General features: G+C 67.8%; 20 protein-coding genes. 11 read left to right on the forward strand and 9 right to left on the reverse strand.

Going from position 1 to position 23,512, the window contains the following annotated elements; all coding sequences use genetic code 11:
- The first annotated feature begins 32 nt into the window (after nucleotides 1-32).
- Genes polA through AB1285_RS07055 form a run of 7 tightly spaced genes read left to right on the forward strand, consistent with a single transcriptional unit; the run spans nucleotide 33 to nucleotide 9,291 of the window.
- Nucleotides 33-2,666 (forward strand): DNA polymerase I, encoded by a 2,634-nt coding sequence (gene polA / locus AB1285_RS07025; RefSeq protein ID WP_292795119.1) that lies wholly within the window; start codon nucleotides 33-35, stop codon nucleotides 2,664-2,666.
- 39 nt (nucleotides 2,667-2,705) lie between these two features.
- Nucleotides 2,706-4,382 (forward strand): DUF885 domain-containing protein, encoded by a 1,677-nt coding sequence (locus AB1285_RS07030; protein ID WP_292795121.1) that lies wholly within the window; start codon nucleotides 2,706-2,708, stop codon nucleotides 4,380-4,382.
- Between the two features lie 55 nt (nucleotides 4,383-4,437).
- Nucleotides 4,438-5,472 carry an LLM class flavin-dependent oxidoreductase gene (locus AB1285_RS07035; protein ID WP_062634549.1) on the forward strand — a complete coding sequence of 345 codons (1,035 nt, stop codon included), beginning with the start codon at nucleotides 4,438-4,440 and terminating at the stop codon, nucleotides 5,470-5,472.
- A 51-nt stretch (nucleotides 5,473-5,523) separates the two neighbouring features.
- Complete coding sequence (locus tag AB1285_RS07040) at nucleotides 5,524-6,876, forward strand: MFS transporter (protein ID WP_292795123.1); 1,353 nt, start codon at nucleotides 5,524-5,526, stop codon at nucleotides 6,874-6,876.
- Between the two features lie 28 nt (nucleotides 6,877-6,904).
- On the forward strand, nucleotides 6,905-7,660 hold the full coding sequence (locus AB1285_RS07045; RefSeq protein ID WP_292795124.1) for an SGNH/GDSL hydrolase family protein: 756 nt from the start codon (nucleotides 6,905-6,907) through the stop codon (nucleotides 7,658-7,660).
- A 19-nt stretch (nucleotides 7,661-7,679) separates the two neighbouring features.
- Entirely contained in the window at nucleotides 7,680-8,426 is a 747-nt protein-coding gene (locus tag AB1285_RS07050) for a formylglycine-generating enzyme family protein (RefSeq protein ID WP_370428555.1), read from the forward strand.
- Nucleotides 8,427-8,478: 52 nt separating this feature from the next.
- Entirely contained in the window at nucleotides 8,479-9,291 is an 813-nt protein-coding gene (locus tag AB1285_RS07055) for an arginase family protein (protein ID WP_292795126.1), read from the forward strand.
- A 15-nt stretch (nucleotides 9,292-9,306) separates the two neighbouring features.
- On the opposite strand, the gene AB1285_RS07060 is transcribed toward AB1285_RS07055, so the two are convergent.
- Both AB1285_RS07060 and AB1285_RS07065 read right to left on the reverse strand, forming a co-directional pair.
- On the reverse strand, nucleotides 9,307-10,488 hold the full coding sequence (locus AB1285_RS07060) for a DUF4232 domain-containing protein (RefSeq protein WP_292795128.1): 1,182 nt from the start codon (nucleotides 10,486-10,488) through the stop codon (nucleotides 9,307-9,309).
- A gap of 18 nt (nucleotides 10,489-10,506) precedes the next feature.
- Nucleotides 10,507-11,832 (reverse strand): MFS transporter, encoded by a 1,326-nt coding sequence (locus AB1285_RS07065; protein WP_292795130.1) that lies wholly within the window; start codon nucleotides 11,830-11,832, stop codon nucleotides 10,507-10,509.
- A 54-nt stretch (nucleotides 11,833-11,886) separates the two neighbouring features.
- Between AB1285_RS07065 and AB1285_RS07070 the strand changes: the two genes are divergently transcribed.
- Complete coding sequence (locus tag AB1285_RS07070; protein WP_292795132.1) at nucleotides 11,887-12,255, forward strand: VOC family protein; 369 nt, start codon at nucleotides 11,887-11,889, stop codon at nucleotides 12,253-12,255.
- Between the two features lie 47 nt (nucleotides 12,256-12,302).
- Nucleotides 12,303-12,833: a GNAT family N-acetyltransferase gene (locus AB1285_RS07075; protein WP_292795134.1), complete on the forward strand. Its 531-nt coding sequence runs from the start codon at nucleotides 12,303-12,305 to the stop codon at nucleotides 12,831-12,833.
- Nucleotides 12,834-12,862: 29 nt separating this feature from the next.
- Here AB1285_RS07075 and AB1285_RS07080 read toward each other — a convergent pair whose 3' ends face one another.
- Entirely contained in the window at nucleotides 12,863-13,969 is a 1,107-nt protein-coding gene (locus tag AB1285_RS07080) for a hypothetical protein (protein ID WP_370428554.1), read from the reverse strand.
- 142 nt (nucleotides 13,970-14,111) lie between these two features.
- On the opposite strand from AB1285_RS07080, the gene AB1285_RS07085 reads away from it, so the two are divergent.
- Nucleotides 14,112-14,618 (forward strand): hypothetical protein, encoded by a 507-nt coding sequence (locus AB1285_RS07085; RefSeq protein WP_370428553.1) that lies wholly within the window; start codon nucleotides 14,112-14,114, stop codon nucleotides 14,616-14,618.
- A complete protein-coding gene (locus tag AB1285_RS07090) occupies nucleotides 14,615-15,403 on the forward strand; it encodes a peptidoglycan recognition protein family protein (RefSeq protein WP_292795139.1) in 789 nt (262 codons plus the stop codon). Before AB1285_RS07085 ends, AB1285_RS07090 begins: the two co-directional genes overlap by 4 nt.
- Before the next feature lie 15 nt (nucleotides 15,404-15,418).
- Here AB1285_RS07090 and AB1285_RS07095 read toward each other — a convergent pair whose 3' ends face one another.
- From AB1285_RS07095 to AB1285_RS07120, 6 genes are all read right to left on the reverse strand, one after another.
- On the reverse strand, nucleotides 15,419-15,874 hold the full coding sequence (locus AB1285_RS07095) for a hypothetical protein (RefSeq protein WP_429977427.1): 456 nt from the start codon (nucleotides 15,872-15,874) through the stop codon (nucleotides 15,419-15,421).
- 1,117 nt (nucleotides 15,875-16,991) lie between these two features.
- Nucleotides 16,992-18,023, reverse strand: a complete 1,032-nt coding sequence (locus AB1285_RS07100) for a hypothetical protein (RefSeq protein ID WP_370428552.1) — start codon at nucleotides 18,021-18,023, stop codon at nucleotides 16,992-16,994.
- A gap of 454 nt (nucleotides 18,024-18,477) precedes the next feature.
- Nucleotides 18,478-18,819: a helix-turn-helix domain-containing protein gene (locus AB1285_RS07105; RefSeq protein ID WP_259954879.1), complete on the reverse strand. Its 342-nt coding sequence runs from the start codon at nucleotides 18,817-18,819 to the stop codon at nucleotides 18,478-18,480.
- A gap of 1 nt (nucleotide 18,820) precedes the next feature.
- The gene (locus AB1285_RS07110) at nucleotides 18,821-19,873 is read right to left on the reverse strand and encodes a tyrosine-type recombinase/integrase (protein ID WP_370428551.1); all 1,053 of its coding nucleotides are present in this window, start codon (nucleotides 19,871-19,873) and stop codon (nucleotides 18,821-18,823) included.
- Nucleotides 19,874-20,514: 641 nt separating this feature from the next.
- A complete protein-coding gene (locus AB1285_RS07115) occupies nucleotides 20,515-21,066 on the reverse strand; it encodes a hypothetical protein (protein ID WP_268776317.1) in 552 nt (183 codons plus the stop codon).
- Between the two features lie 77 nt (nucleotides 21,067-21,143).
- Nucleotides 21,144-23,501, reverse strand: coding sequence for an excinuclease ABC subunit UvrA (locus tag AB1285_RS07120; RefSeq protein ID WP_292795147.1), 2,358 nt, complete (start codon nucleotides 23,499-23,501; stop codon nucleotides 21,144-21,146).
- Nucleotides 23,502-23,512: the final 11 nt, after the last annotated feature.

The raw sequence follows: 23,512 nt of genomic DNA on the forward strand, positions 1-23,512 counted from the left end.
CGGGTGTCCGTGCTCCTCGTTAGGCTGACAGGGTGACGGACTCCGCAAAGCCTACCCTCATGGTCGTCGACGGCCACTCGCTCGCCTACCGGGCCTTCTTCGCCCTCCCGGTGGACAACTTCACCACCAAGGACAACCAGCACACGAACGCCATCTACGGGTTCCTGTCCATGCTGGTCAACCTCATCAAGGCCGAGCAGCCCACCCACCTCGCGATCGCGTTCGACACCTCCCGCCACTCGTTCCGCACCGACGAGTACCCGGAGTACAAGGCCACCCGATCCGAGACGCCGCAGGAGTTCAAGGGCCAGATCCCGCTGCTGCAGGACTGCCTCGCCGCGATGTCGATCCCGGTGCTGACGCAGGAGGGCATCGAGGCCGACGACATCCTCGCCACCCTCTCCACCCAGGGCGCCGCCCAGGGCTACGACGTGCTCGTGGTCTCCGGAGACCGCGACACCATCCAGCTCGTCACCGACGACGTCACGCTGCTGTATCCGTCCGTGCAGGGTGTCTCGCAGCTCAAGCGCTACGACCCGACGACGGTGCAGGAGCGCTACGGCGTCCGTCCCGAGCAGTACCCCGACATCGCCGCCCTCGTCGGTGAGACCAGCGACAACCTCCCCGGTGTGCCGAAGGTGGGGGAGAAGACGGCCGTCAAGTGGCTCACGCAGTTCGGCTCCCTCGACGAGCTGCTCGAGCGTGCCGGCGAGATCAAGGGCGTGGTCGGCGGCAACCTCCGCGATCACATCGAAGACGTCCGCCGCAACCGCAAGCTCAACCGCCTGCTCACCGACGTGGAGCTGCCGGTGGCACCGGCCGATCTCGCGGTCGCCCCGATCGATGCCGAGGCCGTCCGCGACATCTTCGCCCGACTCGAGTTCCGCACGCTGCTACCGCGAGTCTTCGAGGCCGTCGGTGCGGGCGAGGTGGCCGACGACCCGGCCTCCGTCGTCGAGATGCCGGCGCCGGCACAGGTGTCCGCCTCCGATCTGGCCACCTGGGCCGCGGCTCAGAGCGGAGATATCGCTCTACGGGTCGTGGTGCAGTCCGGCGCCCCCGTGCGCGTCGGCGTCGCCACCGGGAGCGAGCTGCGCGAGCTCGACTGGTCGGAGGAGGCGGCCGCGGCGCTGCGCACGTGGCTGGAGTCCGACGCGCCGAAGGTGCTGCACGACGCCAAGCCGCAGGTGAAGGCGCTGCTCCGTCACGGGATCCGTCTCTGCGGGCTCGCCTACGACACGAGCCTCGCCGGCTGGCTGCTGCGTCCGAGCTTCCCGGACAAGACGCTGTCCGACCTCGTCCAGCGCTACCTGGGGGAGAAGCTCCCCGAGGCCGATCCGTCGCAGCTCGTGCCGGAGACCGAGGGTGCCACCCCGTCGCAGGAGGCGTGGTTCATCCTCCGCGTGGCCGAGGCCCTGCGGAACGATCTGCCCGAGCCGGTCGACGCCGTGCTCCGCGACATCGAGCTGCCGACGCTCGGCACTCTCGCCGACATGGAGCTCGCCGGCGTCGCCGTCTCGCACGAGGTTCTGTCGACGTTCTCGGCCGAGCTCGCGACACGCGCGGATGCGCTGGCCCAGGAGGCGTTCTCGGTCGTCGGCCGCGAGTTCAACCTCGGGTCGCCGAAGCAGCTCCAGGAGGTGCTGTTCGAAGACCTGCAGCTTCCGAAGACGCGCAAGACGAAGACCGGGTACTCGACCGATGCGGCCGTGCTCGCCGACCTCCAGGAGTCGCACCCGCACCCCTTCCTGAGCCTGCTGCTGCAGCACCGAGAGGCGACGAAGCTGCGTCAGATCATCGAGTCCCTCGACACTGCGATCCGCGAGGACCACCGGGTGCACACGACCTATGTGCAGACCGGCAGTCAGACCGGGCGCCTGTCCAGCACCGACCCGAACCTCCAGAACATCCCGGTCCGCACCGAGGAGTCACGGCGCATCCGCAGCGCCTTCGAGGTCGGCGAGGGGTACGAGACCCTGCTCACCGCCGACTACTCGCAGATCGAGATGCGGATCATGGCGCACCTCTCGGGTGATGAGGGGTTGATCGAGGCCTTCAACAGCGGCGAAGACCTGCACCGTTTCGTCGGCGCCCGCGTGTTCGGCGTCGATCCGTCCGAGGTCACGCCGGCGATGCGCACCAAGGTGAAGGCGATGTCGTACGGCCTCGTCTACGGGCTCTCCGCGTTCGGGCTGTCCAAGCAGCTGCGCATCGAGCAGTCGGAGGCCAAGCAGCTCATGGTGGAGTACTTCGCACGGTTCGGTGCGGTCCGCGACTACCTGCGGGCCTCGGTGATGAAGGCCAAGGAGGTCGGCTACACCGAGACGATCTTCGGACGTCGGCGGCCGTTCCCCGATCTCGCGAGCCCCAACCGCGTGCTGCGCGAGAACGCCGAGCGGGCCGCGCTCAACGCCCCGATCCAGGGCAGCGCGGCCGACATCATGAAGATCGCGCTGTTCCACATCCACGACGACCTCCACGCCGCGAAGCTGGAGTCGCGGGTGCTGCTGCAGATCCACGACGAACTCGTCGTCGAGGTCGCTGCGGGGGAGTGGGACGCGGTGGAGCAGATCGTCCGCACGCGGATGGGTGACGCCGCGCAGCTCTCCGTGCCGCTCGACGTGCAGGTCGGCCGCGGTCGGGACTGGAACGAAGCCGCGCACTGATCCCGGTGGCCGGAAGGGGCGGGGATTAGGCTGGAAGGCATGACTTCCGCACCCCGCACCCCCTCCGCCATCGACAGGGTCGCCGATGAATGGGTCGACACGATCGCCGTGCTGGCGCCGACTCTCGGCACGTACATCGGCCGCTCCGAGGTCAACGACCGATTCGGCGACCTGAGTCCGGAAGGTCACGAGGAGATCGCCGCGGCGACGCGGGCCACACTGGACAAGCTGGCCGCGCTGGAGCCGGTCGACGCGATCGACGAGGTCACCAAGACCGATCTCAGCGCCGAGCTGCGCCTCGACCTCGAGTTGCACGACGCGAAGTGGCACCTGCGTGATCTGAACGTCATCGCATCCGCCGCGCAGGACGTCCGCTCCGCCTTCGACCTGATGCCCACCGCGACGGTCGAGGACTGGGAGGTCGTCTCCACCCGACTCTCTGCCATGCCGGGGGCGCTGCGCGGGTACATCGAGACGCTCCGTCTGGGCATCGCCGAGGGCGTCACTCCCGCCCGTCGCCAGGTCGCGGAGGTCGCGACGCAGATCGACCGCTACATCGCCGACGACGGCTTCTTCGCGGCGTTCGTCGCGCACGCCGATCCCGAGGAGGGTCAGCTTCCCGCCTCGCTCGCCCGCACGCTGGCGGACAACTCCGCGGCTGCCCGGGTCGCCTACGGCGAGCTGCGGCGCTTCCTGGCCGAGGAGCTGGCCCCCGAAGCCGGTGAGACGGACGCCGTGGGGCGCGAGCTCTACGCCCTCAACTCCCGGCGTTTCCTCGGCGCGACCATCGACCTCGACGAGACCTACGAGTGGGGCCGAGAAGAGCTCGCCCGCATGGTGGCCGAGCAGACGGCGATCGCGAACGAGATCCTTCCCGGAGCCTCCGTCGAGGAGGCCGTCGCGCATCTGGAGTCGGACCCCGCCCGTAAGCTCGTCGGCACCGAGGCGCTCCAGCGGTGGATGCAGGAGACCAGCGATCGAGCGGTCGCCGAGCTGGGTGCCTCGCACTTCGACATCCCGGAGGCGATCCGCACGCTGGAGTGCATGATCGCGCCGACGCAGGAGGGCGGGATCTACTACACCGGTCCCACCGACGACTTCTCGCGCCCCGGTCGCATGTGGTGGTCGGTCCCCGAGGGCGTCACCGAGTTCGACACGTGGCGCGAGCTCACCACCGTGTACCACGAGGGTGTGCCGGGGCATCACCTGCAGATCGCCCAGGCCGTCTACAACCGCGCCGAGCTCAACTCCTGGCGGCGGCTGCTCGCCGGCACGTCGGGGCACGCGGAGGGCTGGGCGCTGTACGCGGAGCGGCTGATGGAGCAGCTCGGTTACCTCGATGACCCGGCTGATCGCCTCGGCATGCTGGATGGGCAGCGGATGCGGGCGGCGCGCGTGGTCCTCGACATCGGCGTGCACCTCGGCAAGCCCCGACTCGAGGGCGAGGGCGTCTGGGATGCCGAGTACGCGCTCGACTTCCTCCGCCGCAACGTGAACATGTCGGACCAGTTCGTGCAGTTCGAGGTCAACCGGTACCTCGGCTGGCCGGGTCAGGCGCCGTCGTACAAGGTCGGTCAGCGCATCTGGGAGCAGGTCCGCGACGCCGTGCAGCAGGCGGAGGGCGACGCGTTCAGCTTCAAGGGCTTCCACAAGCGCGCCCTCGATCTCGGCGGCGTCGGACTCGACACGCTGCGCAGCGCGCTGCTCCCTCGGTGACGGGAATGCCGGTCCGAGTCCGCGTGTTCCATTCACCTGAATAGGAAGGTGTGACATGGACATCGAATTCGGGCTGGACACGTTCGGCGACATCACCCGGGATCAGGACGGCGAGCTGCTCAGCGGCGCGCAGACCATCCGGAACGTCGTCGCGCAGGCGGAGCTGGCCGACACCGTCGGCGTCGACTTCTTCGGGGTGGGGGAGCACCACCGGCGCGAGTTCGCGGTCTCGTCCCCGGAGATGGTGCTCGCGGCGATCGCGGCGCGCACTGAGCGCATCCGGCTGGGCACCGCCGTGACCGTGCTGTCCTCGGACGACCCGGTGCGTGTGTTCGAACGCTTCTCGACCCTCGACGCCCTGTCCGGCGGCCGGGCGGAGGTCGTCCTCGGGCGCGGTTCGTTCATCGAGTCCTTCCCGCTGTTCGGCTACGACCTGCGCGACTACGACCGGCTCTTCGAGGAGAAGCTCGAGCTGTTCGTCGAGCTCCTCAAGGAAGAGCCCGTCACGTGGTCCGGCTCGCTGCGGCCGTCTCTCGACAACGCGGACGTCTTCCCGAAGACCGAGAAGGGCCTGCGCACGTGGGTCGGCGTGGGTGGCAGCCCTGAGTCCGTCGTGCGTGTCGCGCGTCACGGTCTCGGCCTGATGCTGGCGATCATCGGCGGCCCGGCCGGGCGGTTCAAGCCGTTCGTCGACCTCTACCACCGCTCGGTCGCCTCCTTCGGGACGACCGCCCACCCGGTGGCCGTGCACTCACCCGGTCACATCGCGCCCACCGACGCGGAGGCGTGGGACGAGGCCTACCCGGGCTTCGAGGCGATGAACAACACCATCGGTCGCGAGCGCGGCTGGCCGCCTTACAGCCGCGCGCGCTTTCAGAACGACATCGGTCCGGAGGGCTCGCTCTATGCCGGTTCGCCGGAGCGCGTCGCGGCGAAGATCGCCGACACGATCACGACCCTCGGGCTCGGCCGCTTCGACCTCAAGTACGCGACCGGCACCCTGTCGCACGAGTCGATGATGCGCAGCATCGAGCTGTACGGCACCGAGGTGATCCCTCGGGTGCGGAAGCTCCTCGCCGACCGCGACTGAGCCGGCGTCATGTCGCGGCTCGGCGGGACGGGCGGCCCTACGATGAGAATCATGGCCGATACCGCCCTGCCGAGCCGCACCTCGCTCGCCGAGCGCCTCGACGTCCTCCCGTTCACCCGCCGGCACCTGCGCCTGCTCACGGGCTCCGGCGTCGGCTGGGCGCTCGACGCGATGGACGTCGGACTCATCTCCTTCATCATCGCGGCGCTCTCACAGCAGTGGGATCTCACGAAGGGGGAGGCCGGCTGGATCGCCTCGCTCGGCTTCGTCGGCATGGCGGTCGGCGCGACCCTCGGCGGTCTTCTCGCTGACCGCTTCGGCCGCCGGCAGGTGTTCACCCTCACGCTGCTCATCTACGGCGTGGCCACCGGAGCGAGTGCGCTGGTCGGATCAGTGGCGGCGCTGCTCGTGCTGCGGTTCTTCGTCGGCCTCGGCCTGGGAGCGGAGCTGCCGGTCGCCTCGACCTACGTGAGCGAGTTCGCACCCGCGCGCATCCGGGGACGGCTGATCGTCATCCTCGAAGCCTTCTGGGCCGTCGGCTGGACGGCATCGGCCCTGATCGGGTTCTTCGTCATCCCCGCCTCCGAGTCGGGGTGGCGGTGGGCCTTCGCGCTCGGCGCGATCCCCGCGGTCTACGCCCTCGTCGTGCGGTGGGGTCTGCCCGAGTCGCCGCGCTGGCTGGCGTCCCGCGGACGAATCACGGAAGCCGACCGCATCGTCGCCGCGTTCGAGGCCGATGCCGGTGTCGAGCACACCCCGCAGATCCGGAAGGAGCCGGCGTCGCGGGCGATCGCGATGACGGCGCGGGCCCGGCTCGCTGCGCTCTGGAGCGTCGAGTTCCGGATGCGGACCGCCTGCCTCTGGCTGGTGTGGCTTGCCGTCAACTTCGCCTACTACGGGGCGTTCATCTGGATCCCGAGCATCCTCGTCGACGCGGGATTCGACCTCGTCCGCTCGTTCGGCTTCACCCTCATCATCACGCTCGCGCAACTCCCGGGCTATGGCGTGGCCGCCTGGCTCATCGAAGTGTGGGGCCGCCGGGTCACGCTCTCGGTCTTCCTGCTGGGGGCGACCGCCTCGGCCGTGGTCTTCGGCACCGCCACGACCGTGCCGATGATCATCGGCGCAGGCATGGCCCTGTCGTTCTTCACCCTCGGTGCGTGGGGCGCGCTGTACGCGGTGACGCCGGAGATCTACCCGACCTCGCTGCGCGGCACGGGGGCCGGCTGGGCCGCCGGGGTGGGCCGCATCGCCTCCATCGTGGCGCCCCTCGCCGTTCCCGTCCTCCTCGGTGCCGGCGGCGCGCCCCTGCTGTTCGTCGTGTTCGCGGCCTGCTTCCTCGTCGCCGCCGCGGCGGCCTGGGGTCTCGTCGATCGGAGCGGAGCGGCGTTGGACGACCGGTGACGTCCGGGACCGGGAATAGGCTGGGCGCGTGGCTGATGTACGTTTCGTCGCGATAGGCGACTCCTTCACCGAAGGCGTGGGCGATGTGCTCCCCGATGGGCGCGAGCGCGGCTGGGCCGACATCGCCGCGCAGGGATGGGCGGATGCTGCGGGGCACCCCATCCAGTACGCGAACCTCGCGATCCGGGGGAAGCTGGCGTGGCCGATCGTCGAGGAGCAGCTCGAGCCCGCGTTGGCTCTGCGTCCCACGCACCTGTCGTTCAACGGCGGGGGCAACGACATGCTGCGGCGGCGGACAGACGTCGAGCACATCGCCGACGCGTTCAGCCGCGTGCTGCGGCGGTGCGACGAGGAGGGTGTGACGATGATCCTGCTCTCCGGTGCCAACCCCAGCGGGCAGCTTCCGATGGGATCGCTCGTGCAACGCCGCGGCGATCTGCTCTCCGAGGCGGTCCTGCGGCGCATCGAGGACCGGCCCGACGTCATCCGTGCCCTCAACTGGCCGGACACGGAGCTGTCGAAACCCGCGTACTGGTCGGAGGACCGGCTGCACATGAACGCGGCGGGCCACCACCGCGTCGCGGCCCGCGTGCTGCACGGGCTCGGCTTCGAGCCGCCAGCAGCCTGGTGGGCGCCGCTCGACCGCTGGACTGCAGGGCCCGGGGGCCTGGCGTACTACCGGGAGTTCGTCGGCCCGTGGGTGCGACGGCGCGTGACGAGGACCTCATCCGGGGACGGCCGCGCAGCGAAGTATCCGACCTGGGTCGAGCGGACCCCGGCATGAGCGCCGCCACGCCCCGCGGATGAGCGACATCGAACTCGTCCGTCTCCCCGCCGGGACTGTCACGCTGCACGACGCCCGGCGCCGCACCCGCCGGACCGTCGAACTCGAGCCGTTCTCCCTCGCCGCCTTCCCGGTGACGGAGGAACAGGTCACCGAAGTCCTGGGCACACCATCACGGCATCCTCGTCGCCCGGTCGCCGACGTGAGCTGGCTGCGGGCCATCCACTTCTGCAACGCCGCCTCGGAGTGGGAGGGACTCGATCCCGTGTACCACTTCGAGGGTGAGGACGTGGCCTGGGACACCACAGCGGACGGCTACCGCCTTCCGACCGAGGCCGAGTGGGAGTACGCCTGCCGAGCAGGCTCCACCGGGCCACACTATGCGCCGCTGGCGGAGGCCGCCTGGACCGCGGCCGACGGAGTGGGCACGCCGCAGGACGTGGGCGGAAAGCTCCCGAACCTGCACGGGCTCTTCGACACGCTCGGCAACGTGTGGGAATGGTGCTGGGATCTCCTCGACCCCGCGCGGTACGACGACTATCGGGTCTTTCGCGGCGGAGGATTCGCCGACGACGCCTGGAGCGTGCGCGCGTCCGTTCGCCGCGGGGGAGCGCCGCGCATACACCATGAGGACGTCGGTTTCCGCGTTGCTCGGGGCGCCTTCGACACCGAGGAGGAGGCGCAGGGCTGGTCGGCGGCCGCGGACCGGGAGCGGGCCTTCGTCGACGGCGGTCTGCCCTCGGGCTGGACCCCACGCCGACGGTAGCCCGCGCCGGGCGGTTTTGGTCGCCCACTCTGCGCGGTGGGAGACTGAAGGGATGACCACGCCGTTCGCGCTCATCCTCAACCAGGGTCGCGTCGCCGACCGCACGGACGGAGCCCTCGTCGGGGCACGCCGCGTCGCCGACGCGCTGTCCGCGCTCCTGCAGCGGGAGCCCGTCGTGGTCGGTACCCCGGAGCCGGGCCGGATGGACGACTGGTCGGTCGCGCTGCCCGAAGCTGCGGAGACGCTCACGGGCCTGCGTGACGCGGTGCAGGAGGCGATCGCCGCGGATGCGACGCCGCTCCTCGTGACGAACACCTGTGCGGCGAGCCTCGGAACGCTGCCGAGTGTCGCCGAGCACCACCCCGACGCAGTGGTGCTGTGGATCGACGCGCACGGCGACTTCCACACGCCCGACACCACCGACTCCGGCTACCTCGGCGGCATGGTCCTCGCCGCCGCCTGCGGGCTGTGGGACAGCGGCCACGGGGCGGGCATCGACCCCAAGCAGGTCATCGTCGTGGGCGGTCGCGACATCGATCCCGCCGAGGGGGAGCTGCTCGGCGGCGCGGGAGTGACCGTCCTCAGCCCCGCGGAGAGCACCCCGGAGCGGCTCAGCGCGCTCATCGCCGGGCGACCGGTGTGGATCCATGTCGACTGGGACGTCCTGGAGCCGGGCTACATCCCTGCGGCCTATCGCGTGGGCGATGGTCTGCTCCCGCACCACGTGGCCGCGCTGTTCGCCGCGATCCCGTCGGCGGACGTCCGCGGCGTGGAACTCGCCGAGTTCGAGGCGGGCGACGCGGAGGTGCCCGAGCGCGTCAGCGTCGAGTTGATCGTGGAGACCGTCCAGCACCTGCTGCGCTGACGGCGCTGCGTACGGTCACGGCGCGGCGGGTGCGGCGCCGAGGTGCCACGCGGTGATCTCGACCTCGGAGCCCGACACGATGTCGAGCTCGACCGGCCACGAGCCGCGGTCATACCCGGGGAGCAGGGCGGCGTGTAGCGCACGTGCCACGAGAGCGCCGTCCGTGGCATTGGCGTCCCATCCGATCACCGCGGTCGCCTCGCCCTGGGGCGGCACGGTGACGGGCGCGGAGCCGGGGTCGGTCGCCAGGAAGGACGAACCGGACCGCACCTCGACGTCGAGAGCATGACCGTTCTGGTCGGCGAAGGCGATGTCGGGATACCCCTCGACCACGCACGGCTCCTCGCTGACGTTCATCAGACGGATGCTCTGGGCACGGTGCCCCGTGGCCCCGTCGGCGGTGCCGAGCAGCAGCGTGGCCCGGTCGGGGGTGCAAGCGTCCGCGGGGAGCTGCGGTGTCGAGGCCCCCGGGGCCCGCTCCGGCACCGGATCGCCCATGGCCGTCGGATCGACGAAGGCTCCGGAATCGTCGGTGGTGCCCTGCAGCGCGGCGTTCTCCTCGATGATCTGGCGCTGCCACGCGGCATCGGCCAGGCTCCCGACGACGACGAGAGAGACCACGCTCGCGAGAGCGAGACCGAGGAGGCGCGGGGACCACGGCCGCGCGGGTTCTCCGCAGGCTCTCCGCGAAAGCGCCCAGGCGGGGATCCAGCCCCAGGCGAGTCCCCAGTAGGCGGTGTCTGGAGCGGACTCCACGACCGCCGCGGTCAGACCGTGCACGCCGGAGAGAGGGAGGAAGGACAGCACCCGGGTGACGTCGTCGCACAGCCCGACGGCCGTACCGGCGAGGACGGCGCCGAACCAGAGCACGAGGAACGCGGGAGCCCGGCCGACGCCCTGCGCGCCGCGTGCCACGACCCAGACGACGCTGCACAGGACGGCCGCCGTCATGGCCAGCACCGGGACGTCCCACGCGCCGGGGAGCAGCCAGGCGTGACTCTGCAGCGGGCCGATACCGACGAAGCTCAGCACTCGCGTCAGCACGATGTCGGAACCGGTCAGTCGGGCGATGGCGCCGGAGACGATCCACAGTGCGCCGAGGAGCAGCCCGGCGAGCAGCCCCGCCGTCGACGGCGGCCTCGTGCGACCGTCTCGGGCGCTCGGGAGGGCGGCGGTCGACGGGGGAGCGGAGGCCATGCCTCATCCTAGGGGCGCTCAGCGACGCCGGTCGGGATCCAGCCCCATGCGGATCCGCGTCCGCTTGCGTTCGATCAGGATGAACACGACTCCGAGGACCCAGAGCGGGATCAGGGTGAGGAACGCGACACGGAACGCGTCGAGCGTGTAGGTGTCCGGGGTGCCGGCGCCCTGGGCGTCGAGGAGGAGACCGATCACGAACACGGCGATCAGGGCAGCGATGAAGCCTCCCGCGTTCGTCACGCCGGTGGCCGTGCTGAGGCGATGCACGGGGTTGTGCGTGCGGGCGTGGTCGAAGGCGATCATCGACGCGGGGCCGCCGGTCGCCAGAGCGACCGCCAGGACCCAGAGCAGCCAGTCCGGGGCGGGGCCGGGGAGGGCGATGACCGCGATCCAGGCCGCCATCTGCACGCCGACCGCGGGGAGGACGAGGGCGAGCGAGCGGTGGTTCGGCAGGCGGCGGGAGAGATCGCCGATGATCGGGCCAAGGATCATGCCCGCGACCACGTAGATCGAGATGATCCCCGCCGCGTGGGCGGTGGTCAGGCCCTCGCCGGCCGTGAGGAACGGCATGCCCCACAGCAGCACGAACACCGTGCCGGCGAACGGTGTGGTGAAGTGCGACCAGAACGCGAGCCGTGTGCCGGGATGTGCCCAGGCCGCCCGGATGCCGACGCCCGTGTCGATCGCCGACGTCACGACACGCACGACTCCGGTGTCCGTGTTCACCGAGACGTCCGGACCGCTCTCGGCGGGGTTGTTGCGCACGATGAGCCACACGAGGATCGTGAAGAGCAGGCCGAGACCGGCGATGCTGCCGAACGTGATCGACCAGGTGGTGGCGTGCAGCAGGGCGGCGACCGGCACCAGCGCGATCAGCTGCCCCGCCTGCCCGATGATCCCGGTGAACTGGACCATGACGGGGCCGCGCTGCGCGGGGAACCATGTGGCCACCAGTCGCAGCACGGCGGGGAACACGGCGGCGTCGCCGGCTCCGAGGAGGACACGCGCGACGATCGCGATGCCGATGCTGGGGGAGAGGGCCATGGTGAGCTGTCCGGCCGCCATGAGCAGCATCCCCGCCGTGATGATCGGACGGGATCCGTAGCGATCGAGGAGGACGCCGACCGGAATCTGCATCCCGCCGTACACCGCGAGCTGCACGACGGCGAACAGTGCGAGCGTCGAGGCGTCCGCCTGGAAGCGGTCGGCGGCCTCGACACCGACGGCACCCAGCGATGTGCGGTTCGTGATGGCGAGCACGTAGGCCGCGACGCCGACGGACCAGATCGCCCAGGCCCGCCACCCCGGCGTGGAGACGGGGGAGTGGGAGACCTGAGGCACCCTTCCACGCTACTCCTGCGTGGCGACGTCCGACGCCGTGGCTAGAGTGCCCGCATGACAGCCTCCTCGCAGCACCATGCCCTCGACTTCGTCGAGCTCGTCGTCACGGATCTCGATGTGGCGAAACGCTTCTTCACCACCGCCTTCGGGTGGAGCTTCCAGGACTACGGCCCCGGCTATGCGGGCATCCTCTCGCCCCGCGGAGACGGGAGCGAGGTCGGCGGACTCCTGCTCGCGGACGCGCCGCGACCCGTCGGCGGTCCGCTCGTGCTGCTCTACTCCGACGACCTCGATGCGACGAGGGAGGCGATCCAGGACGCAGGCGGCCGGATCCTACAGGAGCCGTATGCGTTCCCCGGCGGCCGGCGCCTCCACTTCGCCGACCCGAGCGGCAACGAGCTCGGCGTCTGGTCCTCCCACTAGGCGCTGCAGATCATAGCGCGGGGGCGGAGGAGTGCCAGACTGCGAGGATGAGTCACGTGCCCCGCATCCCGGAGATGGACACCTCGCGCCTCCGCCTGCGCAGGCAGGCGATCGAGGACGCGCCCGTGTTCCGCCACCTGTGGACCGAACGCGACGAACGAGTCCCCCCGCACCGGCGGCTCGACCCGGACGGTCGCCCCGACGTGGACGACATCCGAGCGCATATCCGCGATGCCGAGGAGTCGTCGCTGCTCACCGTGGAACGCATCGACACCGGGGATCCGATCGGGTACTGCGGTCTCGTCTACGGCGGCGAGGGGGTGGGCACCGAACCAGAGCTCGCGTTCGAGCTGCTGCGCGCCGAGCACAACCGGGGGCATGCCACCGAAGCTGCTCAAGCCGTCCTGACATGGGCAGACGGGGCGGGCTTCGACCGCGTCTGGGCCGGCGTCTGGGAATGGAACCTCCCGTCCCGGCGGGTGCTCGAGAAGCTCGGCTTCGTCGAGTCCGGATGGGAACGCCCGTCCTCCGCCCACGGTCGAAATATCCTGACCGTCAGGACTCTCTTCGCCGAGTGAGAGGGCGGGCTCCGAGCCGGCGCTCTGCCTCACGTGACTGAGGACCCCACCGGCAGCGCCTCGCCGTCACTCGGGGGCTCCCGCACGAGGTGAAGGGCCTCAGATTTCGTCAGATGGTTGGGGTACAGCATCCGTGAGAACCTTCCCCGCGGATCGTCTTTGTCGCGGGGGAGATCGATGTGGGTTCGCTCGATCGCCGCGATGAGGACTTCCGTCTGCTCATCGGTCAACACGAGGAGCCCTCGTTCTCGCAAGCCCACCGCTGCTCGCGAGTCATCCGATGCCGTGAGGACGACCGCGACACTCCGGGCTGTGGCGTCCGGCTCCCAGGGGTGCGCGATAACCATGGCCGTCGTGATGGTCGCGGTCGGGATCTCCTTCGTGCCGACGAGCAGACGGGTGGCGTCGCGTGAGATGCGCGGCGGTCGCGAACGTCGCCGCACGACGGCGCTGACGATGATCGCCACGACCGCCAGCAGCACAGCCCCGAGCGGCCACGTCCATGCGCCGAGCGGTCCCGCCGCCACGGGGATGAGGAACGCGCCGATCATCATCGCAAGGAGAAGCGGCTGTCCGGAGAAGACGTGAAGAGCCCACCAGGGGAAGAGAGCCCGCGAACGAGAGGGCCCCAACGGCATCCACTCCTGCACGTCGACGTTCGGCTCGCTCTCCGGGCGATCGGACGAGTGCACCGGTTGAGGCTGCCGCCGCACTCCTTTGATGATCAGCGTCATGCCCACCACACCGAACACGGTGGACAGCACCCATCCGCGCAGCGGATCGTCGGTCTCGTTCTGATCCGTCCCCGCCAGTGTGACAACCCCACCCACGGAGATGAGGAGAAGGAAGACTCCGTAGAGCAAGACGACCCGACGGGAGCGGCGGGCCGTCCAGGGCTTCGGCTCCGTGCCTGGAGGCCACGAGGGGTCGCCCCAGGTCCTTCGCCTGGTGAGCAGGAGGCCGGCCGCCGCTCCGACGCATCCGAAAGACAGCGTCATTGCCGCCAGAACGCCGATTCGAGGATCCGCGATCAGGAATGTCGAAGCCACCGCCACCGCTGCGCTGAACATCGCCAGCGCCACGCCCACCACGATGGGCGTCAGCAGCCCTTCGCCCTTCTCATCGCCAGCGCCCATCCGCTCGCCCCACCTCTCCCCAGACTGCAGGCGGAGGATCAGGCCCCATCGATCCAGCCGCGGCCCAAATGTGCCTGTCCCTGAGGATGAGAGTAGCGCGAGTGCGCTCCCAGCGAAGGCGTGCACCTCGTAGGATCGCGATATGACCTCCCCTCGCCGTGTCCCTGCAGACCTGCGGAAACGCGGGGGCTTTCGAGGAGCCGATGAATCGACCGCCTCGCTCATCCTCGGCCAGTTCTTCGTCGGTGGCTTTTTCCTGTTCATCGTGGCTTTCTTCCTCGCACTCGGTGCTGCGGAAGAGTACGACGGGGTGACGTCCTTCATCGGGGCGAGCATCATGGCCGTCGTGCTGTCCGTCGTGTCGATGATCACCGCCCTGGTGGTCGGCCTGCCCCTTCGCCTCGTCTCGGCGCTGCGCGCGCGGTGGCTCGCCCATGGCGAGATCACCGTCCTCGGGGTCGTCGTCGGACTCGGCGCCTGCATCGTGTCGGTCGTGCTGGCGGGCGGAAGCGGGGGAGCGGCGTCCCCATGGTGGGCGTTCGTCATCTCGTGGACGGTCCTCGCCTTCTCGGTCGCGCATTTCGTCTGGCCAGGGCCACGCCGGCCGCGAGAGTCCCGAGCACCCCGAAACGACGACCAGGCCGCGTGAGCACACGCGGGGAGGGTCAGCATCCGGAGGACCCGGGAGCACGGGACGCCGATGAGCACGTCCCGACGCACACGCGGCGGGGATTCCTCATCGCTGCCGGAACCGGCGTCGCGGTGACCGGCGTCGGCATCTGGCTCTCCGCGAACTCCGGGGAAGAGGCAGACGACACCGGACGCCGCCCGGACAATCCCCGAGGGTTGCCCGAGTATGAGCCGGTCTACGACCGCGCGGTCACGGGTCTCGAGGTACCGCTCGGTTTCGAGGACTGTGCCGATCCCACGGTCCGCGCCGACCGCAGCATCGCGGGGAGTGATCGCCGGACCGTGAGCCCTGTCATCGACCGCTTCATCATCCACCACACCGGCACGACTTCCGACCAGTTGGAGTTCTTCTCCCGCTGCAACCGGAGATCATCGGCTCCCACCTTCTATCTGCGACACGACGGATCGGTCATCGAGACCATCCGCCCGGGAGCGAAGCCGTCGTCCACCGGCGCGGACTGGAACTGGCGGTCCGTGGCGGTGGAGACGCTGGATTTCACCGGAGCCCCGGAGTACACGGTGACCACCGCGCAGGTGGAGGAGATCGCGCAGATGATCGCGTGGCTCGCAGGCTTCGACGGCCGGACCCTGGACGGCGTTCCGGTGCGCTTCCGGATCGACCGAGAGCACGTCATCACCCACCAGGAGACATGGTCGGGAACGGAGTGTCCCGGTCCGTTCCTCCAATCGCGAGTGGATGACATCGTGGCGCGGGCGGAGGAGATCCGGAGGGAGTCACGGTGACGGCACGGGAGCGGGCTAGTTGTAGTTGAAGCACCGACTCGAGTCCGGCGTCGACTCCGGCTCACCCTTGTAGAGGATGAACCAGTTTGCCGCCGTCGCCTCGTCGACGTGCACATCCAGGAGCATGCAGGTATAGAGGACGCTGTCTTCGCTTCGGAAACCGGCGTAGATCCAGGTCGTCCCGCACGGTGAATCCGGATCCGTGGCCAGCGTGATCTCATTCAGAGCGCCGCCTGAACCCTCTTCCCAGGTCCCGGAGAAGTCAACGGCATCTGCCCCGCGCAGCTCCACCGCGGTGCGCGGCGGACTCCCACCGCACCCCACATCCCGTGGCCACGCAGTCGCCTGGAAGGTACCGTCCTCAGCGAGCTCGAGCGTCGTCGGCAGGTCGCTTCCCGCCCGCCATGTCCCGTACGCATCGGCCTCCGTCAGGCTGTAGTCCGACGTCCCGCACGCCGCCAACGAGAGCATGAATGCGGTCAAGAACGCGAGCGCACCGACGCGGCCGCGATTCCGAGGGGATGGACGGGTGGGCACAGGCCCATCATGCAGCATCCACCCGTGTCACCGCGGCTGGAGACCCAGGAGAGTGTCACTTTCCTCTACTGGGGATGAGCATTACCCGGATGAGTAGTATTCCTCGTCCATAGCGTCGTGCTCGAGCTTTCGATAGTGGAAGCCAGTCGGAGATAGCCACCCCGCCACGGTGAGGGGCGTGGCTTCAGCCGTGGCAGGGCGCGGCGGGCTGAGGCAGTGACACCAAGATGGGCTGAACAGAATGTCGGCGACGGCCTGGTGCATGCCGGACTGCGCGATCTCCTCGTCGGTGTCGTGCGCAACGCCAGGGCTGCCGTCACTGAACGGCTGATCGTTCGACGCGCTGAGTCTCCGGACACACCGGGGCGAGTCAGATAGCCTGAACAAATCAGCGTTGGCGAATGTGCTGCGACAACGACGAAGCGGAAGAAACCGACACCATGGAACCACGCGCATCTCAATCGGACACTCGCCCACGGGCATTCAGCGCGCTTGTCGCGGGCCTCGTCGCAGCGTGTATGAGCCTTGCAGGCTGCTCTGTTCCAGCTAATCCCCTATGCAAAACATGGAAAATCTACGACACGCCACAGGAAGCAGCAAAGGACGCGGACGCGGTGGTCATTGGAACTTTAGTGAACCAGTCTGGAACGGAGGATTGGAACGGCGTAGAGATCAACGTTTGGCAGATGGACATCGAAAGTTGGATCAAGGGGTCTGGTCCGACGCAAATAGAAGTGGCGTCGCCTCCAGACACGTGTGGTCCATTGCCGACACCCTACTCATCGAGTGATCCACTTCTCCAGGCAGGAGACGAAGGCAGAGTCGCAGTCTTCCTGAGCAAGAGCGACGACGGATGGGTCGTGTTGAGCCCATTCCAGGGGACCATCTCCGTTCCAGCCGATGACGCACTTCCGTCGGAATGGCCGCCTCACGATAGCCCGAGCAGATGGAGCTCTTGACCATAAGCCTTGATCCACCGATGCGCTGAGAAAGTGCTTGCGGGACTGCCTGGTTGTGGCTGGTCCCTTTAGCTTCGCAGGTCCGGCTTGCCCTAGCCGTCGTAGCGGCCGCTCACGTAGCTCCGGTACCGGACTCCCCGGTGCTGCTCGTGTTGCCCGAGAGCCGTGTAGCTGTATCCGAGGGCGTCCGCCACCATGGGCGCTGGCATCGCGGCTACTAGCTCGTCGAGCGTGGTGTTCTTCGTCGCGAGGACGTCAACGCCTAGTGAGTTGAGCTCCGCCTTGAGCCGCTCGCGCGTGATGTGCCGCCCTGCGCGCGCTCCTGGAAAGAGGTAGGGGTTGGTGTCGACCGAGCCAGTCCGTGTTCGATCTCTGGAGGCCAGATGCTGGCGGAGGATGCCGTCAAACGGCTCTGGGACGTGGACCGGGTCTTCCGCGAACCTGATCCTCATGCCCTCGACGGCGTCATCGTCGACCGCGTCCAGCCGCATCGTGGCGATGCGCGTCAGCGGTTGGCCGAAGACCAGCAATAGCATGGCGGCAGAACGCGCCGCGGGTGAGAGCGACTCCTCCGTCAGGTAGTAGCGAATCCACTCGAGTCGCTCGCCGTCGGTAATGCGCCTAGTCTGCGCACGAGCGTGGCGCGTGGGGGCGTGGAGTGGGGGAGCGAGTTTGCTTTCCTTCGCGAACTGCAAGAACCCACGGACTGTGTATCGACTCGAGTTTCCCGTCGTGAGCCAGATGTCGACGAGGGATTGGGTGCAGGCCTCGAGTGAGATCTCCTGCTCCTGGAGCCAGTTCAGGAAGTTCGCTGCTGCCGTGATTTGTTGCTTCGCGTTGTGTGCAGCGGAATGAACGTCGCCGTCGTTGCTCTGAATCCGTCTGATGCGGTGTAGGTGATACCAGACCGCGTATCGTTCGAGCGCGCGCTTGTGCTCGCCTTCGAACGACTCAACTTTATTGCGGATCCATGCTTCGAAACGTGTGAACGCCTCGTCGCGAGGGGCAAGGACGCCCACCTCAACGAGCAACGCTCTGATGTGGGCGACGGCGCCACCTTGCGGGAGGGCGTCAAGAATGGCGTGGTCCGGCGGACTCTGAGCTTCCGCGAGAGCCCCGAGCACCGACCTGACCTTGGCGGAGCGAATCCAGGTGAGGACGCTAGTGGGGCGGTCCGCTCGGAGCAAGTGGTCCCTGAGCTGCAGGAGATCACTGCGATGACTCTCGGTGGGGTGCCCGAGCGCCTCGTTGAGGTCATCGGATAGAGCGCAACGCTCGCAGAGTCCGGCGCGAAAGATCGCCCGCTCCTGGGAGCATCGTTTGCAGCGAAAGTCGCGGTTGATGCCGGCGCAATCTGCGCAGATCGGCTCATCCTTCGCGTCGATTCCCGGCAGCAACCGTTCGACATGGCAGCCGCCACAGGTTCCATGGGTATGGACGGCCCGGTCGTAGCATCGCCCGCAGATGAGGCCTTCAGGGAACCGATACTTAGTTGTAGATGCTGGAGCGAGGTCTCCGCAGCGCGCGCATCGGACCTCACCTTCGCCTCGCGGCCGGCCCTTAGGGCGGGGTCGTTCGCTATTCGGACTCATCGCGCAGAATTCGAGCTCGGCGGGGCCGCGCCTGGCTGGCGGGCCCCTTGAAGTCCACGACCTGGTTGACGACCTTCTTTGTGCTGGTGGCGTCCTGCGCAGACACGGTGATGAGATCCGCGGGCGTGCAATGGAAGATGTCGCAGAGCGCCGCGAGGAGGGGCAGCGAGAGGCGCTCTGGCCGTTGTGTGACCAACCGCCAGATCTGCGCAGATGACATTGTGAGGCCGTGGTTGTTGAGATGCGGAGCCAGGTCGGTCGAGTTGTGCATCCCGTTGCGCGCCATGAGTTCGGCGAGGTTCCAGGCGTAGTCGGCGGTGCGTCGCATGTCAGTCCTTCAATCCGTACTTGAGCGCATCGGCCATCGTACTGTCGAGCGTTTGTCTGAGTGTCTTGACACGAAAGTCGCTGGAGACCCCGGTGTAGAGCGCGGTGGTCGAGGCGTACTCGTGTCCAACCTGTTGTTGGACGAAGAGCGAATCGAACCCGCCCTCGATCAGGTGAGTGATGTAGGAGTGACGCAACGAGTGAAAGGTGAGGTCCTTGCCGAAGCCGAGCTCGTCGCGATAAAGGCGGAAGCGAGTGTTCAGCGCTGACTCGGAGACGAGCGTTCCTCGCTCCGTGGGAAACAGTGATGTGCCGCCGCCGAAGCGGGGGAGACTGCGCTCGAGCCACTCTTCGAGGATCTCCGAGCCCCACGGGAACACCGCCAAGACGTTTCGCTGCTTGTAGTCGGATCCCTTCATCGCCTTACCAAACCGGACGTTGAGGTGACCGTACTTTCCGAACTCAGGTGCGTGGGCGTTTCGGCTGAGGTCGAAGGTCTCGAGGTGTCGAATCTCGTTTCGTCGAAGGCCAAAGCAGTAGGTGAGTTTGAACAGCGTGCTATCGCGGAACGCCGCGGCCCACCCCTTCCTGTTCAGACGGGAGATGCTGTCGGCTTCATCGTCAGCGCGGTCAAAGAATGCCTGCAGCTCTCTGTGGCGGAACGGACGTCGGCGGCCACCATGCTCGGCCTCCTGGATGTGTCGCACCATATTCCACTGATGAAGCACCGGGACGGGGTGGGTGCCGAACATGTCGTTGCACCTGTTGACCCAGTCATACGCGGGGGAGCAAATGAAGTCGGTGAACATGCTGAGCGCGTCCTGGTACTTGCGGATCGTTGGCCGCTTGTTCCTGTGGATCGCAACCTGGTCCCCGAAGAACTCGTCTACGTGCTCGACGGTCCAGAGCCACGGGTACTGGTTCGTGGTCTCCATGAACCTGCGCACGAGCGCTTCACGGCCCTCAATCGTTCCGATGGAGAGGCCACGCGCGAGCTGCTGCCGACGAAAGCCGGACAGCATCTCGTTGAAGGTCTGCTCCTCGGGGTGAAGCACGGCAACGCCTGCCCCATTTGGCGTGGCTCGTCAGCTCGATGACCATGGAGACTCCCTTTCATTAGATGCAACTATCATTCACCAAACGAAAGATCGTTGCAACGACACGGGAGTCGAGGCATTCGAGCACCGCAACGCATCCAGCGGGCGGAGGTCGGCGTTGCGCTGTCAAAGTTGCATGAAGTGGCGGAAATCTAGGGGAGCACGGCCCCTCAGCGAAGTTTCGCGGTAGCCTCAGTCGTGGCGCCGGTGGGGCTGGAGTGGAATTTCATCCACTGCAATAATGACTGCTTAAGCTGACATAATGTGCATTATCGGATAATCCATATCCGGGATCTGGCAGGACGAGACAGGGTGGGAAAGCCGCCACCGCGGCCCTCGATCATGCGTTGACGTACGCCGCGAGATGCTCACCCGTCAACGTCGACCCGTCAGCGACGGGCTCGGACGGCGTTCCCAGGACACGCGGGCCTCGGACACCGGAAGGTCGAGCACCTCGGTGATGTCCTTGCCGCCGAGCTTGGGCTCAGCCGCTCAGCTCGAATCCGCTTCTGTGGTCGAGAGGTCACGACCAGACGCTTCTCGGAACGCGCGAGCGATAACCCACGCAGCACGAGCTGCGCGGCCGACGCCACCGTATGTCATACGAGAGGCGCCGCAGTGAACGGCGCTCGATCCGCGAACTGGAACGCGCGTCCGAAGAGCGTGGAGCCACTCGTGGGAGAGCCGGGATCTCGGGGCACCACGCCTGTAGCGGCCCAGAGCATTTCGCGCAGCCACTGCGCGCCTCCATAGACTCGAAAGTTACCGACGCGTTCAGCCGTGTGGTCAGCGCGCTCCAGCACGACGTGGATGCGTGACAACTCCTCGATCTCGTGGGAGTACACGGTCCACTCTTCGTTGGCTTCTCCGTACTCGAGCGGGTCGAACTCTGAGGATGAGTCCGAGGCGAAGTTCTCGAGTTCTTCGGAGCTCGCACGCTGACGCAGCAGCTGCGGTGCGCGCAGCGTGAAGGCGACGATCGCGAGTTCGGGATCCACGAACTCATCGATCAGATCCTCGCCGTACCGATCAAGATCCAGTGGCGTAGCGCCTAGTGAGGTGAGGAAGGAGGCTACGTCGTCCACCAGAGGCATGGCGGGCACGTTGTAGTGTTCGCGCGCTGACTCCAGAAGCTGGTCGTAGGTCGTCATGTGTTCTCCAGCAGTGCTTGGGTCGGCGCCTGAGTTCTTTCGAGAGAGGATGGAGATTCCGCCACCGCGGCCCTCGATCATGCGTTGACGTACGCCGCGAGATGCTCACCCGTCAGCGTCGACCCGTCTGCGACGAGCTCGGCGGGCGTTCCCTCGAACACGATGCGACCGCCGTCGTGGCCGGCTCCCGGTCCGACGTCGATGATCCAGTCGGCGTGTGCCATGACGGCCTGATGATGCTCGATCACGACCACCGTCTTGCCAGCATCGACAAGTCGATCCAGCAGACCGAGGATCGTGTCGACGTCGGCGAGATGCAGGCCGGTCGTCGGCTCGTCCAACACGTAGACGTCGCCCTTCTCGCCCATCTGGATCGCGAGCTTGATGCGCTGGCGCTCACCGCCCGACAGGGTCGACAACGGCTGTCCGAGCGACAGGTAGCCGAGCCCCACGTCTTCCAGGCGTCCGAGGATGGCAGCCGCGGCCGGGAGTTTGGTCTCGCCCTCGCTGAAGAACACACGGGCCTCGGAGACCGGAAGGTCGAGCACCTCGGTGATGTCCTTGCCGCCGAGCTTGTACTCCAGCACCGCCGCCTGGAAGCGCTTACCACCGCAGTCCTCGCACGGAGTTTCGATGGTGTCCATGAACCCGAGCTCGGTGATGATGACACCGGCACCCTTGCAGGTGGGACAGGCGCCCTCGGAATTCGCGCTGAACAGGGCGGGCTTCACTCCGTTCGCCTTCGCGAAGGCTTTGCGGATGGGTTCGAGCAGCCCCGTGTAGGTCGCGGGGTTGCTGCGACGCGAGCCCTTGATGGCGGACTGGTCGATCGCCACCACGCCCTCGCGTCCGGTCACCGAACCGTGGATGAGCGAGCTCTTTCCGGAGCCCGCGACGCCGGTGACCACGGTCAGGACACCGGTCGGGATGTCGACGTCCACGTTCTGGAGGTTGTTCGTGGAGGCGCCACGGACTTCGATCGCGCCGGTGCGATCGCGCACGGCGCCCTTGAGCTGCGCGCGGTCGTCGAGGTGCTGCCCCGTCAGCGTTCCACTGGCCGTGAGGCCTTCGACGCTCCCCTGATAGCAGATCTCTCCCCCGGCGCTTCCGGCACCCGGCCCCAGATCCACGACATGATCGCCGATCGCGATGGTCTCCGGCTTGTGCTCGACGACGAGCACCGTGTTCCCCTTGTCGCGGAGTCGGAGCAGCAGGCCATTCATCCGCTGGATGTCGTGCGGGTGCAACCCGATCGTCGGCTCGTCGAACACGTACGTGACGTCGGTCAGCGAGGAGCCGAGGTGCCGCAGCATCTTGATCCGCTGCGCCTCTCCCCCGGACAGCGTTCCCGATGGCCGGTCCAGGCTCAGATACCCCAGGCCGAGGGTCACGAAGGCGTCGAGGTTGGCGCTCAGCGCCTGGAGCAGGGGCCCCGCACCGGGGAGGTCGAGACCTTTGACCCACGCGGCGAGGTCCGTCACCTGCATGCGGCAGGCATCGGCGATGCTCACACCGTCGATCTTGGACGATCGTGCGCCTTCGGTGAGGCGCGTGCCGTCGCACTCCGGGCACACCGCGAAGGTGGCCACCCGCTCGACGAAGGCGCGGATGTGCGGCTGCAGCGCGTCGAGGTCTTTGGAGAGCATGGACTTCGTGATCTTCGGGATCAGGCCCTCGTAGGTCATGTTGATACCGGAGATCTTGACCTTCGTCACCTCGCCGTAGAGGAACAGGTGGCGCTGCTTGTCGGTGAACGAGGCGATGGGCTTGTCCGGCGGGTAGAACCCGGACTGCGAGAACCCCTTCACCATCCAGCCGTCGGCGGTGTATCCGGGCACCATGATCGCGCCCTCGTCGAGGGACTTCGACTCATCGACGATCTGCGAGAGGTCGAGATCGGACACCACTCCCCTGCCCTCACATCGCGGGCACATGCCGCCGAGGTAGATCGCGTCCTTCACGATCTTCTTCTCCCCGCCCGGCCCGGTCATCACGCCGCTGGCCTTCTGCGTCGGGATGTTGAACGAGAACGCCGTCGGCCCGCCGATGTAGGGCTGTCCGAGCTTGCTGAACAGGATGCGGAGCATCGCATTGGCATCCGTCACCGTGCCGACGGTGGACCGCGGATTCGCGCCGAGGCGCTCCTGGTCCACGATGATCGCCGTGGTGAGGCCTTCCAGCACGTCGACGTCGGGTCGAGGGACGGACGGCATGAAGCCCTGCACGAAGGCGCTGTACGTCTCGTCGATCATCCGGCGCGATTCGGCGGCGATCGTGTCGAAGACGAGAGAGCTCTTCCCGGAACCCGAGACCCCGGTGAACACCGTGAGGCGTCGCTTCGGGATGTCGACGCTCACGTCCTTGAGGTTGTTCTCGCGCGCGCCCTGCACACGGATGAGATCGTGGGTGTCCGCGGGGTGCTCGGCAGCGGTCATGCGGCGTCCTT

It is taken from the genome of Microbacterium sp. NRRL B-14842 (assembly GCF_050470785.1).